General features: G+C 68.3%; 11 protein-coding genes. 5 read left to right on the top strand and 6 right to left on the bottom strand.

Going from position 1 to position 17087, the window contains the following annotated elements; genetic code table 11:
* Positions 1–9: 9 nt before the first annotated feature.
* Positions 10–735 (bottom strand): Clp protease N-terminal domain-containing protein, encoded by a 726-nt coding sequence (locus OG811_RS16795; RefSeq protein WP_406066988.1) that lies wholly within the window; start codon positions 733–735, stop codon positions 10–12.
* Positions 736–881: 146 nt separating this feature from the next.
* Positions 882–1346 (bottom strand): carboxymuconolactone decarboxylase family protein, encoded by a 465-nt coding sequence (locus tag OG811_RS16790; protein WP_406066987.1) that lies wholly within the window; start codon positions 1344–1346, stop codon positions 882–884.
* Between the two features lie 151 nt (positions 1347–1497).
* On the opposite strand from OG811_RS16790, the gene OG811_RS16785 reads away from it, so the two are divergent.
* On the top strand, positions 1498–2361 hold the full coding sequence (locus tag OG811_RS16785) for a sigma-70 family RNA polymerase sigma factor (protein ID WP_406066986.1): 864 nt from the start codon (positions 1498–1500) through the stop codon (positions 2359–2361).
* A 3-nt stretch (positions 2362–2364) separates the two neighbouring features.
* On the opposite strand, the gene OG811_RS16780 is transcribed toward OG811_RS16785, so the two are convergent.
* Complete coding sequence (locus OG811_RS16780) at positions 2365–3381, bottom strand: glycosyltransferase (protein WP_406066985.1); 1017 nt, start codon at positions 3379–3381, stop codon at positions 2365–2367.
* A gap of 137 nt (positions 3382–3518) precedes the next feature.
* Here OG811_RS16780 and OG811_RS16775 point away from each other — a divergent pair, with 137 nt between their 5' ends.
* From OG811_RS16775 to OG811_RS16765, 3 genes are all read left to right on the top strand, one after another.
* Positions 3519–4346: a DUF72 domain-containing protein gene (locus tag OG811_RS16775; protein ID WP_406066984.1), complete on the top strand. Its 828-nt coding sequence runs from the start codon at positions 3519–3521 to the stop codon at positions 4344–4346.
* A 194-nt stretch (positions 4347–4540) separates the two neighbouring features.
* The gene (locus OG811_RS16770) at positions 4541–4966 is read left to right on the top strand and encodes a VOC family protein (protein ID WP_406066983.1); all 426 of its coding nucleotides are present in this window, start codon (positions 4541–4543) and stop codon (positions 4964–4966) included.
* Positions 4967–5424: 458 nt separating this feature from the next.
* Complete coding sequence (locus tag OG811_RS16765) at positions 5425–6117, top strand: hypothetical protein (RefSeq protein WP_406066982.1); 693 nt, start codon at positions 5425–5427, stop codon at positions 6115–6117.
* A gap of 103 nt (positions 6118–6220) precedes the next feature.
* Here the strand turns inward: OG811_RS16765 and OG811_RS16760 are convergent, their stop codons facing one another.
* Together OG811_RS16760 and OG811_RS16755 are read right to left on the bottom strand one after the other, a co-directional pair.
* Positions 6221–8920 (bottom strand): ricin-type beta-trefoil lectin domain protein, encoded by a 2700-nt coding sequence (locus OG811_RS16760; RefSeq protein WP_406066981.1) that lies wholly within the window; start codon positions 8918–8920, stop codon positions 6221–6223.
* A gap of 366 nt (positions 8921–9286) precedes the next feature.
* Positions 9287–12271 (bottom strand): glycoside hydrolase family 3 C-terminal domain-containing protein, encoded by a 2985-nt coding sequence (locus OG811_RS16755; RefSeq protein ID WP_406066980.1) that lies wholly within the window; start codon positions 12269–12271, stop codon positions 9287–9289.
* Positions 12272–12628: 357 nt separating this feature from the next.
* On the opposite strand from OG811_RS16755, the gene OG811_RS16750 reads away from it, so the two are divergent.
* The gene (locus tag OG811_RS16750) at positions 12629–14308 is read left to right on the top strand and encodes a Na+/H+ antiporter (protein ID WP_406066979.1); all 1680 of its coding nucleotides are present in this window, start codon (positions 12629–12631) and stop codon (positions 14306–14308) included.
* 111 nt (positions 14309–14419) lie between these two features.
* Here the strand turns inward: OG811_RS16750 and OG811_RS16745 are convergent, their stop codons facing one another.
* A complete protein-coding gene (locus OG811_RS16745; RefSeq protein WP_406066978.1) occupies positions 14420–16900 on the bottom strand; it encodes a M14 family metallopeptidase in 2481 nt (826 codons plus the stop codon).
* Positions 16901–17087 lie beyond the last annotated feature (187 nt).

Here is a 17087-nt window from a genome sequence, read left to right as displayed (position 1 = left end):
TGTAAGAGGTCACTTCTGCGCGACCGCGGCGGCGAGGGCGACGGACAGGTCGGCCTCGACCGCCGCCTTCTCCAGGCCAAGGTTGGTGAGCACGCCCGCGCCGTCCTCCTGCTCCAGCAGGGCGAGCAGGATGTGCTCGGTGCCGATGTAGTTGTGCCCGAGGCGCAGCGCCTCCCGGAAGGTCAGCTCCAACGCCTTCTTGCCGCGCGCGTCGTACGGAATGAGGTCCGGGACCTGGTCGGCCGACGGCGGGAGGGCGGCACCTACCGTCTCCCGCACCGCCTCGGGAGTGGCGCCCCGACCAGCCATCACCTTGGCGGCCAGCCCTTCCGGCTCGGCCAGCAGACCCAGCACCAGGTGCTCGGGGCCGATCTCGGCGTTTCCGCTGGCACGGGCCTCCTCCTGCGAGGCCATCACCACGTTGCGGGCCCGGGGGGTGAATCGGCCGAAGCCGTCGTTCGGGTCGAGCGCCGCGTCGGTCGGCTTCGGCACGAAGCGCTTCTGGGCGGCCTGCTTGGTGACCCCCATGCTGCGACCGATGTCGGTCCAGGAGGCGCCCGAGCGCCGGGCCTGGTCGACGAAGTGCCCGATCAGGTGATCGGCGACCTCGCCGAGGTGATCGGCGGCGATGACCGCGTCGGTGAGCTGGTCGAGCGCGTCGGTGTGCACCTTCTTGATCGCCTGGATCAGGTCGTCGAGCTTCACGGTGTTGCTCATCTGGCTGGGATCCGTCATGCGTCAACCGTAAGTTGACGCACCCCTTTCGTCAACCTTGAGTTGACGATCGCTTCAAAGTTGAGCACTTGACGCTCGGCAGTCAGCGAGGGCCCGCGCCAACTGCCGAGCAACAAGTGATCACGCTCGGGGTATCAACGGCCTGATCAGCCCCACGTCTGCGGGGCCGGCTGACGGGTGGTGGCGTTGATCCGGTTGAAGAAGTTGGCGGTGGCCACCCAGAGCACGATCGCGGCAAGCTCCTTCTCGCCGAAATGCCGGGCCGCCTCCGCCCAGATGTCGTCGGGCACGGCGTCGGCCCGGTCGGCGAGCCGGGTGGCGGCCTCCGCGAGCGCGAGCGCCGCCCGCTCGGCCTCGGTGAAGTACGGGGTCTCCCGCCAGACGGCGACCGCGAACAATCGCTCCTCGGTCTCACCGGCCTTCCGGGCACTCCGGGCACCCGCGTCGACGCAGGCACTGCATCCGTTGATCTGGCTGGCCCGCAGGTGCACCAGCTCCAGAGTGCTGTCCGGCACCCCGGCCGAATGCGCGGCCTTGTAGAGCAGATTGATCGCCTTCACGGCGTCCGGCAGCAGGTTGGCGGGGTTCTGGATGCGCGGTTCGATGACCATTCCTATCGTTCCGTCCTGTTAGGCTGCCCGGCGTTCGTCGCGGCGCGACGTCCCGGTTGCTGTCACTGGGATGTCGCAGGCCGAGCCGACGGCGTGACAGATATGGCGGCGGTCACAGGACGACTCACCTGCGTCCGGGGGTGGAGAGGTCATGAGCGAGGCCGACCAGTTGGCCCGACGCTTCGAGGAGGACCGGCCACGGCTGCGGGCGGTGGCCCAGCGGATGCTGGGCTCCGGCGCCGAGGCCGAGGACGCCGTCCAGGACACCTGGCTACGGCTCAGCCGGGCGGACTCCGCCAGCATCGACAATCTGCCCGGCTGGCTGACGACCACCGTCGGCCGGGTCTGTCTGGACCGGCTGCGCACGCGAAGCGCCCGGCCGGAGCAGCCGTGGGACAGCCCCGGCCCGGAGCCCGACCCGACGGGCGACGGGCCGGTCGACCCGGAACGGGAGGCCCTGCTGGCCGAGTCGGTCGGGCGAGCGCTCCTAGTCGTCCTCGACACCCTCGCGCCGACCGAGCGGTTCGTGTTCGTACTGCACGACATGTTCGCGGTTTCGTTCGAAGAGATAGCCACCGTGGTCGACCGCACCCCGACCGCCGTCCGCCAGATCGCCAGCCGGGCTCGACGCAGGGTGCACCAGGACGGGACGGTCCGGGAGGCCGATCCGGCCCGCCAGCGGCGGGTGGTCGAGGCGTTTCTCGCCGCCTCTCGCGAGGGCCGCTTCGACGACCTGGTCAGTCTGCTGGACCCGCACGTCGTCATGCGCGCCGACGCGGTGGCCGCGACCCTGTGGCCGGCCGTCGAGACGCGCGGCTCGGCCGCCATCGCCGGCTTCTTCAACGGCCGCGCCCAAGCGGCCGTGCCGGCGTACGTCGACGGGTTGCCCGGTGCGGTCGTGGCACTCGGCGGCGGCGTCCGGATCGCGATCAGCTTCATCGTCACCGACCGAATCATCGGCATCGAGGTGGTGGCCGATCCGGCGCAGCTCGCGACACTGCTGTTCGCGGACTGAGGTTCAAGCGGTCTCGGCGTACTCCGGTAGCCGGCGGGCGACGGCGGCGGGTGCGGGCATGCGGGCGATCTCCTCGGCGATCACGCGGGCCGCGTCGCGATGCTCGGCGTTGCCGTGCTGCGGCAGCAGCCTGTGGACCTGCTCGGCGATGGCGTCCGCGTTCACCTCGTCGGGAAGGAGACGCAGGGCGGCACCCGTGGCGCTGACCGCGTCGGCGTTGGCGAACTGGTCGGCCCCCTGCGGCAACAGCATCTGCGGTACGCCAACCGCGAGCGCGCCGAGGGTGGTGCCGCTGCCCCCGTGGTGCACGACGGCGTCGACGTGCGGCAGCAGCTCCGCCTGCGGCACCCATGGATACACGCTTACGTGGTCCGGGATCTCGCCAAGCTGCTCCAGGGGCACCCGACCCGCCGCGACTACCACCTGCGCGTCCATCGTCGCCAACCCGGCGACCGCCGTGCTGAGCAGCTCCGGCGTCCCGAACGCGGTGCCGAGGGACAGATAGATCAACGGCCGGGACGTCCGACGGCTCGGCCACCCGGGCAGCGGGGACGGTGTCGAGAACGGGACCGGTCGCAGCGCGATCCGACGTTCCGTGGCGAGGAAGTTCCTGTCCTGGAGGGAAGGCGGGCAGATGTCGACGTGCGGCCGACCGGTGACCTCGGTGTTCCTGGTGGGGAGTTCGAGGCCGATGCCGTCGGGGAACAATCGGCCAAACCCGTGCCAGATGCCCGGGATGCCGGCCCGATGAGCGGCGATGGCCGCCCCCGGCAGCCCCCACTCATGCACCACCAGGTCGGGGCGGAGCCGCGCCAACTCCGGTTCGAGATCCTCGGCGTACATCTCGTAGAAGGCGTCGCCGGGGCGGAACGGTCGTAGGCCGTTCGCGGCGAGCGGCGCGTGCACCGCCGGACCGGCGGCGAAGTGGACCTCGTGACCGGCCTCCCGGGCGGCAATCGCCAGCGGAATCAGCGGGTAGGTGTGACCGACGGACGCAAGACTGGCGAACAGGACACGCATGGCGCCGGACCCTACCTGTCGCACCGCCGGTCCGGTCGCGTCCGGTCGCGTCCGGTGACGCGCGTATACGGTGGGCTGCGGTCAGGCGCGGTTCACCGACGGGAAGGGCGGCCATGCGTCTTCACATGGGGTGCGCGATGTGGACCCACAGGTTGTGGCAGGGTCGCCTGTTGGCGCATCCGCTACCGCCTGCGGAGCGCCTGCGGCACTACGCCAGCTGGTGCGACGCCGTGGAGGGAAACACGACGTTCTACGCGACCCCGGCCCGGGACACCGTGGCGTCGTGGGCCGCGCAGACTGATCCCGATTTCCGGTTCGTCCTCAAGCTTCCCAAGGTCATCACACACGAACGCCGACTCACCGACGTCGGCGAACCGCTGCGCGCCTTCCTGGACGCGATCGAACCGCTCGGCCCCCGCGCCCACGCCCTCTGGATCCAGCTGCCCGGCTCGTTCGCGCCCGCCGACGTCCCGACCCTGAGCCGCTTCCTGGATCAACTCCCGCAGGCTCACCGGTACGCGGTGGAGGTCCGCCACCCCGCGTTCTTCACCGACGCCCACGCGACCCGGCTGCTCGAGGCGACCCTCACCGCCGCGTCAGCCGAGTGGATCCCCTTCGACACGACCGCGTTCTTCGCGAGCCCACCGACCAGCGACGCGGAGCGGGACGCCTGGACCAGGAAACCGCGTGTGCCACTCCGGTCGCTCGCGCTGACCGACCGGCCGATCGTCCGCTACCTCGGCCGGGACGACTCGACGCGCACGGTCGAGGGGTGGCAACGCTGGATCGACGTCACCGTCACCTGGCTACGCGAGGGACGCTCGCCGACGATGTTCATCCACACCCCGGACAACGCCGACGCGCCAGTGCTCGCCCGCCGGTTCCACGACGAGGTACGGGCACGCGTACCCGAGCTTGACGCGCTGCCCGAGCCGATACCGGTCGAGACCCTGACGCTGTTCTGACCCGAGCGGTCAGCGCTGCTCGTCGAACAGGTCGTCGAGGTGCCGTCCTCGGGCGATCAACCGGTGCTGGTCGGTGGCGCGTTCACCGGCGACGGGCATTCGATGTCGTCGGGTGCGAGCTGGAATTGCGGAAGCGCACCTTCCGCAATCGCAGATAACGTCGAACACCGAAGACATCAACGAGAGGACACCCGGTGAGCCTGCGAGGATTTGCCACACTCAACATCTGGGCAGACGACGTGGCGGCAGCCACCGCGTGGTACGCGGACTTCCTCGGCGTGGAGTCGTACTTCATGCGCCCGGGGCCTGACGGACGCCCGGCCTACACCGAGTTCCGCATCGGCGACTACCAGGCCGAGCTGGGCATCATCGACCGCAGGTACGCGCCGCCCGGTGCTGCGACGGGGCCTGGCGGCGTAATCATGCACTGGTACGTCGACGATCTCGACGCCACCGTCGAGAGGCTGTTGGCGATGGGAGCCACGGAGTACCAGCCGATCACTCCCCACGGGGACGAGGGGTTCATCACCGCAGCGGTCGTCGACCCGTTCGGCAACGTGCTGGGCGTCATGAAGAACCCGCACTACCTCGACGTCCTCGCATCGCTGAAGGCGATCTGACGCGGACGTGCTCGACCTTCCCGACGCGGCGGCGTGGGCTCGACGCACACGCCGTTCCGCCCGCCCGGATGCCTACCCTGCTCCGACACCAGGCGCCGTACGTTCTCAACCCCACAGGGCGTTGCCATGCCGACCCCCGCCCTCAACGCAACGGCGTTGCTACTTACTCGCGAACCCACGGGCCGCCCGACCGGAGGGCCCCGCGGACCTCGGCGCGCCGTCGATCCACGAGCAGCTCCCCGCAGACCGACTGACGCGGACGTGGCCGCCGGACCCGGTAGGGGTCCGGCGGTCACCGCCATCACCAGACGGCAGGATGAGTACGAGCACTCATCCTGCCGCCACCGCCGGCCGGCATGCTCGACGCCATGGCCTTTCTTCACCACAGCCGCCGACGCTTCAGATCCACGCCTCTGACCTGCGCTGCGGTGGTGCTCTGCCTGGTGTCGGCAGGATGCGTGCAGTCCAGCGATGGCGACTCGATGGCGCGGGACATCGCCGCCACCTCAGCAGAGCTCCTCGCCAAGGACCTCGGACATCGCAATCGCGTACGGGACGCCGAGTACATCGCCGCGACCGAGATCCTCAAGGCGGTGGACGGCGAGAATTCGAACGTCCGACGTGAGCCGCTGGCCTGGTCGGGTCGGACCGCCGGAAGCGAGCAGGCCACCATCGACGTCCGCTTCGTGGTGACAGTGGCAGAGGACAACGGGGCGTCCTTCGGCGACCTCGGCAACTCCGCCGGCCAGGCCACGCGGTGCTACCGCTACCTGCTCGAACTCTATCGCTACACCAAATTTGAGGAGATCGACTGCCCGGCGGTGGCGACTCCTCCGGTGCCCACCGCCGTGCCGTTCCCGACGCTGCCCCCCGATGCGCGTGACCGTCTCACCGCGGCGCTGCGCACCGCCACACCCGACACCCTCGCGGGCGCGGTGCGGGCCGCATTTCCCGAAAAGCACGTCACCGTCGACACGGTCACCCACGAGAATGCCCTCGTTGCCACGGTAGGCGTACCCGCCGAGCGGGACTGCCTCCTGCTGGTCCGGACTCCCGGCGGAGCCATCGAAATGCCGGGGTACGACCAGATCTGGCTGGAGCCGGGCGAGATGGGGTGCAGGACCGGGCTGTACGTCTCGCCACCGCGTTGAACGGGAAGCGCCCGGGTCCGCGCGTACCTTGAGGGTGGTTCAAGGACCTTGGGAGGGGTCTGGCCCGGGGCCGGGCCGGGTCGGCCCGGCCCCGGGTGGTTGGTCAGCTGCGCAGGCTCCACTGCTGGTTCGCGCCTCCATTGCAGGACCAGAGGATGACCTTCGTGCCGTTGGCGGTGGCGGCGCCATTGGCATCGATGCAGAGCCCGGACTGGACGTTCGTGATGGTGCCATTTGTGTTGACGTTCCACTGCTGGTTGAGCCCGCCATGGCAGTCCCAGATGATGACCGCGGTGCCGTTGGCCGTGCCCGCCCCGGACGCGTCCAGGCACTTGTTGCCGTACACGGTCAGCTGCTTGCTGGCGGTGTAGCTCCATCGCTGGTTCGTGCCGCCGGAGCAGTCCCATAGCTGCATCTGGGTGCCGTTGGCGGTTGTGGAGTTGGGCACGTCGACGCACCGGCCTGACTGGCCACCCACGAGTTGCCCGGTCCGCTGACCGCTGCCGGTGCCCTGTTGCCTGACGATCGAGGTTGACTCCACTGATCGATTGCCTTGAGCGTCAAGGACGTAGAGCCGGTACTCGCCCTGCGACGTCGGCACGGCAATCGAGGTGGCGATGCCGCCCGCGCTGGTCATCGTCGGGCCGGCGGCGAAGGCGGTCGTACCGGAGGGAGCGAGCCAGACCGTCCTGGTCGCGTCGCCGGTGCTTCGGATCGGGATCGACGACGTTCCGCTGCTGACGAACGTGCTGGCCGGGAGGACGTAATTCGGCGTGGAGAGATTGTTCGCCGGGATGATGTCCCGGAATGAGTCCTCAAGGCCGGAGCTCGCGGCGATGCCATAGGCCGCCGCCGGCCAGACATAATCGGAGGAGACGAGGATGTCGTGGATCGTGCTGTTCGGCAGGGTCTTTTGGGAGACCTTGTTGATGGGGCCGTAGGTCTGCGTGATGTTCAGGTCGTGCTTGCGCCCGAAGTCGTCAGAGTTGATGAGCCACGTGACATTCTTGTCCACGCTCAGGACGTTGTCGCGGAACGTGATGTATGCCGAGCCCTCGTCTGGGTGAAGTCCGTACTTGTGGCCGGCGGGAACGCCCTGGAGGTAGTTGTTGGTGATCGTGGTCCCCGGCTGACTGCCCAGCGTGTAGATGGGAGCCGTGTCGCTGAGGCGCTGCACCGTGTCGATGATGTGGTTGTAACTGATGTTGTTGTTTCTCGCCGTCGTGGTAGGCCGGTTGGGCACGATCGAGCCCGACGATCCGTCGAAGTTCCACCAGCCCCAGCCGAGGGTGATGCCTGACCACGGGGTTTTCTCGATCCGGTTGTGCTGGATGGTGAGGGTGTCGGCGAAGTATGCCGAGATGGGGCTGTGCCCGTTGAACAGGACAGCACTGTCGTAAATGTAGTTGTTCTTGATGTCGATGTTCTTCGGCAGTCCTTCGACCTGCGCGGAGTACTTCTCGCGATTGGTCGACGTGCCGTCTCCGATGTAGACGTGCTGGGGATGGCCCACGGTGATGGCGGAACCGGCGATGTCGTTGGTGTAGTTACCGATCAACTGCGTGCCCTGCACGTCGTTGACCATGTTGATCCCATCCGCGCCGGTGTGCTCGATCCGGTTGCGTTGCAGGAGGATCCCGTCGGCGTTCTGTATCTGGACGATGCCGGGGGTAACGTCGACATTCCGGTAGTAGTAGACGTGGAAGTTGCCTTTCGCGTACGCGTTGGCGCTGAGATTGCCCTGCTGCGCCTGCTTGAAAGCCGAGCCGGCGACGTTGACCAGGTTCCAATCGGAGTGCCGCACCGTCAGGCCGGAGAACGTGACATTACGCGCGTGGCTGCTCGTCGAGGTGCCGGCGACCCGCAGCACGGTGGTCACGTTGTTCGGCGCATAGACCGTCGCGGTCGACATGTTCTCGGTACTGGCCTTGTAGTAGTAGACCGTCCGGCTGCTCTTGTCGAAGTAGAACTCGCCGGGCGAGTCCAGGAACTCGTAGGCGTTCATGACCTTGTGGGTGCCGCCAACCTGGGCATTGCCGTTGTACGCACCCTGGGCGATGGCCGCACCTGGTTGCTGGAACAGGGCAACCCGGTTCGCGCCGTCGGAGCTCGTGGTCACCTGGCGGACTCCCACGATGGCCGTGGTCCAGGTCGTCCCCGTTTCGATCTCGATATCGTCGTGATTGCGGGCGACGGCGGGGAAATCGGCCATGCTGTATTTGGCGCCATCACACTGCGATCCTGATTCCCAGGCCCATGCCGCCTGGCCGGCCGTGATGTTGTACGTCCCGTAGCAACCCGCCGAGCTGATCGTCTTCGAAGCCATGTACGCCCGCTTGTCATTGACATAGAGCGCCCGCAGCTTACTGGCGCGGTCAAGCGGCGCTTTCCAGATGTTACCGCTGTGCTGGGTCCACCCGGTCACCTGGACACCACCGTCGAGGACCGGCTTCTCATTGGGGTAGGCAGCATAGATCACCCGGAATCCGTTGGTGCCGGAGTCACCCGGACCGAATTCGACCGTGCTGCTGACCGGATAACTCCCACCACGAAGGTAGACGTTGATGTCGCCGGTCATACTCGCATTTACGGTACGAACGACATCCCGCGCGCGTTCCAGAGTCCGGAACGGGGATTGGATCGTCCCCGGGTTGGCGTCATTACCATCCGGGGCGACGTAGTAGGTCGCTTGGGCTGCGGCCGAGGCCGGCATTGGATTTGCCAGCACGGCCGGCAGCACGGCGGAGACGAGCACCGCAACCGCCAACAATGACGTTCGGGCGGCGGATATGACTGGTTTCACGTGCTGTTCCTTCCACTTGTCGTCGACATGGTGTTCGATGCGCGTATCGAGCGACGAGTACGGAACAGCGACGCCACTAAGGGCCGGCGGGGGACTTCCGTCGCCCGACCGTACTACTTGCCAATCGCTACGAAAGTCTTCCTCGGAGCGTAGGTCATACGTGTGACGAATGCAATCATCAATTGGAGACCGTCTATGTACAAATACCCTTGGATCGGGGCAGAGCGCCCAGCCTGACCCCAGACCCTGCTGGCATCATCCGACGAATCCGCGCTGGTTTGGTGACCCCTCCCGCAGCCACCGGGCGGCGTAGCGGTCAGGACCGACCCGGGCCGGGGTCGACGACCGCCCCGGCCCGGGCTCCGGTCACCTGATGGAGAAGTCGGCCAGCCGCAGCGCGGAATCGAACACCAGGTACACGTCGTGGGTGCCGGCAACGCCGGCCACTTCGGTGCTGACGCTGACATACCGGTAGTCGTCACCGGTGCCGGGCACGGTGGCCGTACCCAGCAGCCGGCCGGTGGGCGAGCCCAGCCGAATCTGGATCGTGCCGGCGTCCGCGCCGGCCTTGGCGACCTTCGCGGTGAAGGTGTGGGCACCAGGGTGCAGGGCGGAACCGGCAAAGGAGATCCACTGGCCGGCAGCGGTGGCACCGACGGCCGTACCGCGAGCCTTCGTCTCGTCGACCAGCCGGACCCCCGCGTACCGGTCGAAGTTCTCCGCCCTGGTGGGCCGGGACAGGTCACGGGCCGGGATCGTCTCACCGCGCACCCGAACCGCGGTCCGGGCCCGGATGTCCTCGGCGGACGCACCGACCGACAGGTCGTAGGTCGACGACTCGACCACCCACCGGCTGCGGGTGACGTCCCAGTGCGCCAGGTCGGCGGCCGGCAGTCGCAGCGTCACGGTCCGGGTCTGCCCGGATGCCAGTTGCACCCGCTGGAACGCCTTGAGCTGGCGGATCGGCGTCCTGTCCCGCGAGGTGCGTTGGTGGGTGTAGAGCTGGACCACCTCGGACCCGGCCCGGCTGCCGACGTTGGTCACATCAACACTGACCGTTATGGTGCCGTCGGCCGCGACCGACTGGGCGCCGGTGCGGAGCTGGCCATACCGGAAGCCGGTGTACGACAGCCCGTGGCCGAACGGGTAGAGCGGCTTCGCGGTGTTGTACAGGTAGGTCTGCCCGGACGAGATGATGTCGTATTCCAGCAGGTCCGGCGGCAGTTGCCCGTCCGAGCGGTACCAGGTCTGGGTGAGCCGGCCGGACGGGTTGCGGTCGCCGAACAGGACGTCGGCGACAGCGTGCCCGGTCTCGGCGCCCGCGTGGGTGGTCCAGACGATGGCCGGGACGTGCTCCTGCTCCCAGGCCATGGTGACCGGGTAGCTGGTCTGGAGCACCAGCACCGTCCGTGGGTTGGCCTTGACCACGGCCTTGACCAGCGCCTCCTGGCCGGCGCTCAGCGCCGTGGAGGTCCGGTCATGCGCCTCGCGTCCGTTGATGAACGGGTTGCTGCCAACGACCAGCACGGCGGTGTCGGCTGCCTTGGCCGCCGCGACGGCCCGGTCGATCCCGCTGCTGACCACCTCGCGGCTGAAGTGGGTCGCGGCGGCCGGGGTCGACGAGCCGAGTTTGAGGGCACCGTCGTCGCCGACCGTCACGTACTTCTCGGCGCCGAACCAGCTCTCCTTGGTCTCGTAGCCGACGTAGCGCAGCACCACGGTCCCGTCGGCCTGCGGCTCCACCTTGAACTGCTGCTGCACGTACCAGCCGTTCGGCTGCTCGTCGCGGGTGAGGAACGGCCCCCAGTTGTAACCGAGGTATCGGCCGTTGGCGGCGTTGCGCAGCGTCACCACGTCCTGGCCCCAGTCCACCACGTCGAACTGCGCGGCGAGCGACGCGGTGGCACCGGTGGCGGTGACCGGGTCGGCGTCGGTGGTGCCGGTGGCCGTGACGTACCGACCGGTCGCCGCATCCTTCAGGGCGATCCGGTCCGCCCCGTCGAGCCCGCTGACACTGGCAGAGCCGCCCAGCCGCTCGCGGATGCCGTCGAGCGCAGTCACCTGATACGGCAGGTCGCCGCCGTACCAGTCCGAGTAGAGAGTGTCGGCCAGCGGACCGAGCACGGCCACCTTGCGGGTTCGCGCCGGGTCCAGCGGCAGTGCCTGCCGGAAGTTCTTCAGCAGCACCATCGCCTCTCCGGCGGCCTGCCGGGCAAGTCGCTGATGTTCCGGGCTGTTGATGACGTCCGGGGTGATGCCGCCGTACCGGCCGCCGCCCGGGTCGAACTCACCCAACCGGAACCGCACGTTGAGGATCTCCCGGATCCGGGCGTCGATGTCTCGCTCGGTGAGCAGGCCGGTCGCCAGTGCCTGCTTGATGGCGGTGATGGTCGGCTGCGCGTTCGTGTCATCGGTGATGAAGCTGTTGAGGCCGGCCTTGACGATCGCGGCGTTCGCCTCGGCCTGGGTGGCGTAGTACCCCTGGGAGGCAACGAGATTGTTCGGCGCCCAGGCGTCCGTGACGTTCATCAGCGGCTGGTCGGTCCAGTTGCGCACCACCGTGGCCAGGTCCGGGTCCACCGTCGCGGGACGACCGTTGACCAGGTTGTACGCGGCCATCACCCCGGTCGCCGCGTCGGCGGCGATGGCCGGCCTGAACGCGGCTCGGTCGTACTCGTTGAGCACCCGAGGGGGCACGTTCGACGAGGTCACGTCGCGACGGATCTCGTTGTTGTAGGCCAGGTAGTGCTTGAGGGTCGGGGCGCTCTTCAGGTGGTCGGGGTCCCCGCCGGTCATCCCCGAGCCGTACGCGGTGGAGATCGCGGCGGTGAGCAGCGGGTCCTCGGAGTAGCCCTCCTCGTTGCGGCCCCAGCGGGGGTCGCGCAGCAGGTTGACCACCGGGGCCCAGAGGTTGAGACCCCAGACTCGGGGATTCTGCGCGTGGTAGCCGCGTGCCTCGTCGCCGACGGCTGAACCGACCTGCTGGATCAGGTCGGTGTTCCAGGTGCTGGCCATGCCCACCGGCTGGGGAAAGGACGTACCGCTGGCCTTCACCACCGCGCCGTTGTTGTCGATGTCGGTCGACCAGGCCACCCCGTGCAGCGCCTCGGTGCCGGTCTTGAACAAGCCGATACCCAGCCGGGGGATGGCTGGCTGGTACTGATGCAGCCACGAGATCTTCTCGTCCTGGGTGAGCCGCCCGAGCAGATCGTCGACCCGGGCGTTCACGGGCAGGTGTGGATCTCGGAACGGGTAGGTGGGCTCGGCGTGCGCGGTGCCGGGAACGGCCGGCAGGACCAGCAGGGCGAGCGCGAGCGCGGTGATTCCGCGCCGGAGGCGCCTGTTCCGCATGTGGTTCTCCTCATGTCGTACGACAGGCGCCCAGTGGGCGCCGAGACCGGTGCGGCCAGGCTCGACACCCGGTTGACGGGCCTGAGCGACGGATCGTCGAAGCGCTTCGACGATCCGGCCGCGTGACCACGGCCATGATTGTTGTGATGCGCGCAACTATAGACGTGCGCCGATAGGTGGCACCAGCGCGATCCAGTTGATCAAACGGTAGGCTCGGCACTGCTGCAGGCTGAGCTGCCCGGCACCAACGGCGTCGACGGATGTCACCGATCGGATGCGACTGGCCGGCTCGGCCGCGAAGCCCACAGCCGAGTCGAAGAACTCGCGCCTCGCGCCGCTGCAGGGGGAAGTAACCAGGTGAGCACCCACTCGATATTGCTGTTCGTGCTCGCCGCCGTCGCGGTCATCGTCGCCGTGCGGTGGGTGGCGGCCCGCACCGGCCTGCCGGCGGCGGCGCTTCTGCCGCTCATCGGCATCGTGTACGCGCTGCTCCCCGGCCCCAACATCGGCCTTGATCCCGACCTTGTGCTCATGGTCGTGCTGCCGCCGTTGCTCTACAGCGCCGCACTGAACTCCTCGCTGTTGGACATCCGCCGGAACCTCCGCATCGTGGTCAGCCTGTCCGTGGTGCTGGTGCTCCTCACCGGGATGCTCGTCGGAGTCGGGTTCCACCTGTTCGTCGCCGGGGCGACACTGGCTGCCGGGATCGCGGTCGGCGCCGCCGTAGCGCCGCCCGACCCGGTGGCCGCCCTGGCGGTGGGCCGCCGGGTCAACCTGCCGCCGAAGATGGTCACGATCATCCAGGGCGAAGGGCTGCTGAACGACGCCACCGCGCTGACGATGCTCAGCGTCGCGGTGGCCGCCGCCGTGGGTGGTGAGTTCTCGTTCCCAGGGGCCGTCGGAAAGTTCGTGCTGGCCGCGGTCGGCGGGGTGGCGGTGGGAGCGGCCGTCGCCTGGGCGATCCGGCTGGCCCGACCGCTCACCGCAGACCCGTTGTTGTCCAACGCCATCTCGCTCGCGACACCGTTCGTGGCCTACCTGCTGGGCGAGGAGCTACACGTCTCCGGGGTGCTCGCTGTGGTGATCGCCGGGCTGATCGTCGGCCATCAGACGCCCCAGCTCGGGTCCGGCGCCGCCCGGCTGCAGACCAGCGCGGTGTGGCGGCTGGTCGACTTCCTCCTCGAAGGCTTCGTCTTCCTGCTGATCGGCCAGCAGCTTCCCGCGGTCGTCAAGGGCCTGCGCCAGTACGACACGTCGACCATCGTCGTCGCCGTCGCGGTGTCCGTCGGCGTGGTGCTGCTGCTGCGCCCCGCGTGGCTGGTGTTGACCCAGTCCCTCCCCCGGTCACTGCACAGCCGGTTGGGCGGCGTGTCGGAGCAGGACGATCCCGACGAGCCCGGGAGCGCCCGACAGGTCGCGCGCACGGACCGCAACGCCCGCCGGCTCAACCCCCGCGAAGTGGTGGCGCTGAGCTGGTCCGGCACGCGTGGCGTCATCAGCCTGGCCGCGATCTTCACCCTGCCGCTGACCACCAACAGCGGCGCGCCCTTCCCCGACCGTGACCTCCTGCTGCTCTGCACCTTCGTGGTCGTCCTGGTGACACTCGTCGGGCAGGGCCTGACGTTCGCGCCGCTCGTGCGGATGCTGGGCCTGCGCGCCAACGAGAGCGACCAGGCCCGCGTACGCAACGAGGCCCGCTCGGCGGCGGTCGAGGCCGCCCTGGCCCGCCTCGACGAAGTTGCCGCCGACGAGCCGGACAGCGCGGTGGCCGTCAACACCATCCGTACACAGCTGCTGGCCCGACTGGCGCGCTACCGCGGGCGGCTCGACCTTCTCGAGCAGAGCGGGTCATCCGAGATGCCCACCTCACCGCAGTACGAGACGGCGCTTCGTGTCCGGCGGACCACCATCGACGCGCAGCGCGAGGAGCTCGTGCGCTGGCGAGACTCCGGCCGGCTGCCCGACGAAGAACTCCGCGTTCTGGAGCGTGAACTCGATCACGAGGAACTGCTGCTTCCGAAGCGGTCATCCAGCTGACCTGTGGCGGCACGGGCCGCGTGACCTCAGCGCAGTGCGGGAAGCCTGTGCGCGATCATTGCCTCGCCAGTGCGTGGACCCACTGACGAGGCAATGATCACGGGAGGAGCACTACTTCTTGGCGATCTCGATCGTCGCCGTGCGGTAGTTGTTGCGCTTGTCGTTCTTCGTCGGGTCGTAGTTCTTCTCGATGTTGCCGGCGCTGTCCACCGAGAACCAGCGGAACGTCGTCGTCTCGGTCACGTGGAACACCTGCCCCGGCTCACGGAACTCGGTCGCCGCATAGCGTGGCGACTCGAGCGTGGGCCGGCTGCCGTCCGTGGTGTAGTAGATGGTGGCCGGTTCGCTCGTCTCGAAGTGCACGTCGACGGGCCCGCGGTACTTCCCGTCGCCGGGGATGAGCTGGGACGTCGGATTCTTCTTGTCCTTGCCCCAATCCGCCGCGACCCGGAACATCTCCATGATTCCGTTGGCGTACTCCATCGTCTCGGCGTGGCCGCTGACGAGGTTCGGATTGCCCTCCCACGCCGGCTGGAACGAGCCTCCCTGCCAGTTGCCGGTGGCCGGGTTGTAGACCGAGCCGCCGACCTCCCAGCCGAAGGCGTAGATCCCATAGGTGTGGTACAGGTCCTCGCGCACGTTGCCCGCGGAGGAGTAGAGGACGTCGGACGAGCCGCCGACGTTCTCTGGCGTGACGACGGTTTCCCGGTGCGCCTTGACCTGCGACAGGATCCTGGCGGCCGACTGCCAGTAGAACGCCTCGTCACCCAGCGGCGGGCGCGGCGTGGTGATCCGGCCGTCCGCGATGTAGGCGCCGGGCTGCCAGAACAGCTGACCGCCGTTGGAGTGCACCGACATCATGAACTTGATGTTCGAGTACTTCTCGACCAGCCAGATGATGTTCTTCGACTCGGGCTCGGACAGCTCCTCCGGCCCCTGGTAGGTGTCGCTGACGCAGCTGGTTGACCCACCCGCGTAGCCGTCGTGACCCGACCCGACCCGGTAGTTCCGGTTCAGGTCGACGCCCCAGGAGTTACGCCGGGCCGGATCGGCGTTCTCATCCGGGCAGTGGTTCGTCATGTTCCGGCGCTGCGAGGCGAAGTTGTAGAAGCTGTAGTTCGCCCCATCGGGGTTGTTGGACAGGATGAAGAAGACATCGGTGTTATCGACGATCTTCTTTGTTTCCTTGTCCGACTTGTAGTTGTGCACCAGACGCTCGGCCGACTCCAGCGAGGTCGTCGCGGGCACCCACTCGCGGGCGTGGTCCTGCGCCTGGATCAGCACACCGGGCTTCTTACCGTCACGGTGCTTGCCGATCCGCAGGACGGGGATCGTGACCGGGCCTCGCGGCACCTCGCCCTCCGGCGCGCCGACGCGCTTCTGGTCGAGGAAGTCGGTCAGCGCGACCGGGCCGGCCGTCGGCGCGACGATGCCGGTGCCCGCGTTGGTGCGGTACGGGTGCGCCCGGTCGATGAGGCCCTGGGACTGGGCCCGCAGTGCGTCCGCCACCTGGGTGGCCGTACTCGCCAGCCCACCGGAGGCGCCCTTCGCGAGGAGGACGCGGACCGCCTTGCCCGCGACCTCCACCGCGAGCGGGAGGTCCGCCCCCGGCCGGTCCGCGAACTCCACCGTGACGTCGTTGCCACCCTCGTGGCCCCACGCCGCCGAGCTGACGACGACCGCCGCCTGCCCCGTACCGCCGATCGTGGCCTGCGCCTTGCGCTGGTAGCCGTTCGTCTGGTTCGGCAGGTAGACGATCTCGGCGATGTCCGGGTACTGGCGGGCAATCTCCTTGGCGCGGCTGTAGAGCTGCTGCGGGTGCCGGTAGCCGTCCACGAAGTCCGACTTGTAGGACGGGTTCGCCGTCAGCGGTGGCGGGGCGTCCTCAAGCCAGTTGGAGACGAAGCCGGTGGCGACGCCACCGGTGGAACTCGTGACCTGGATCTGGTTCGGGCGAGCGTCGAGCTTGAACAGGTTCCGATGGAACATGTACTGCCCGGAGTCCACGAACCGGCTCATCGTCCGCGCGAAGCCGAACGGCGTGCCCTTGCCCGAGTCGTTTTCGAGCTGCATCCCGACGATCGGGGCTGCCTGCTGCCCCTCGGTGGTCCGTGCCTCGACGTAGAGGAAGCCCTGGCCCTTGGTGGTGAACCAGTCGGCCCGAGCGATCCGTACCGTCGCCTCGTGGCCCGAAGGCTGGGCCGCCCGCGCGGCAGCGCCCTGGATACCGCCGTCGGCCTCGTCGCTCCACGCGAAGCCCACGTCCTCGCCGAGGACCTCGACGCCCATCGCCTTCAGTTCGGTGATCTGCTCGGCGGTGACCACCGCCTCGCCCTCGATGCCGGTCGGCACGCGCTTGAGGCCGTGCTCAAGGTCGAAGCCGGCGGCGACCACCTTGTCCAGCATGTCGGCGCCGGCCAGCTTGATGTGTACGAGGCGTGCCTGCTCCCGATTTTCGAGCTGGGATAGCCCGGAACCGACTGCGGCTGTCGACCCCGTGGGATCCGCGCCAGCGGGCCCGGTCGTCACGAAGACGCCCGCCACCAGGGCGGGCAGCGCCAGGAACGCGATGCGCCGTTGTATGCGTCGCATACTCCCCCTCTTTCTGCTTGCGATGGGTGATTTGAAAGTGCTTGTCAGCTATCCAAAAAGGACAAGTGGTTGGCATTCGCGTACGTTGGGCCTGAGTACGGCGGTGGTTGGCGTTGCGAGAGGTTGAAAGGGCCCCGCGCGAGCCGAGTTCGGTGAGCGTAAGTGCGTTTTCGCCGGCATTGGCGCA

The organism is Micromonospora sp. NBC_01638 (assembly GCF_045209745.1).
In the GTDB taxonomy this organism is placed as follows: domain Bacteria; phylum Actinomycetota; class Actinomycetes; order Mycobacteriales; family Micromonosporaceae; genus Micromonospora.
This window is presented reverse-complemented; position numbering and strand designations above follow the sequence as displayed.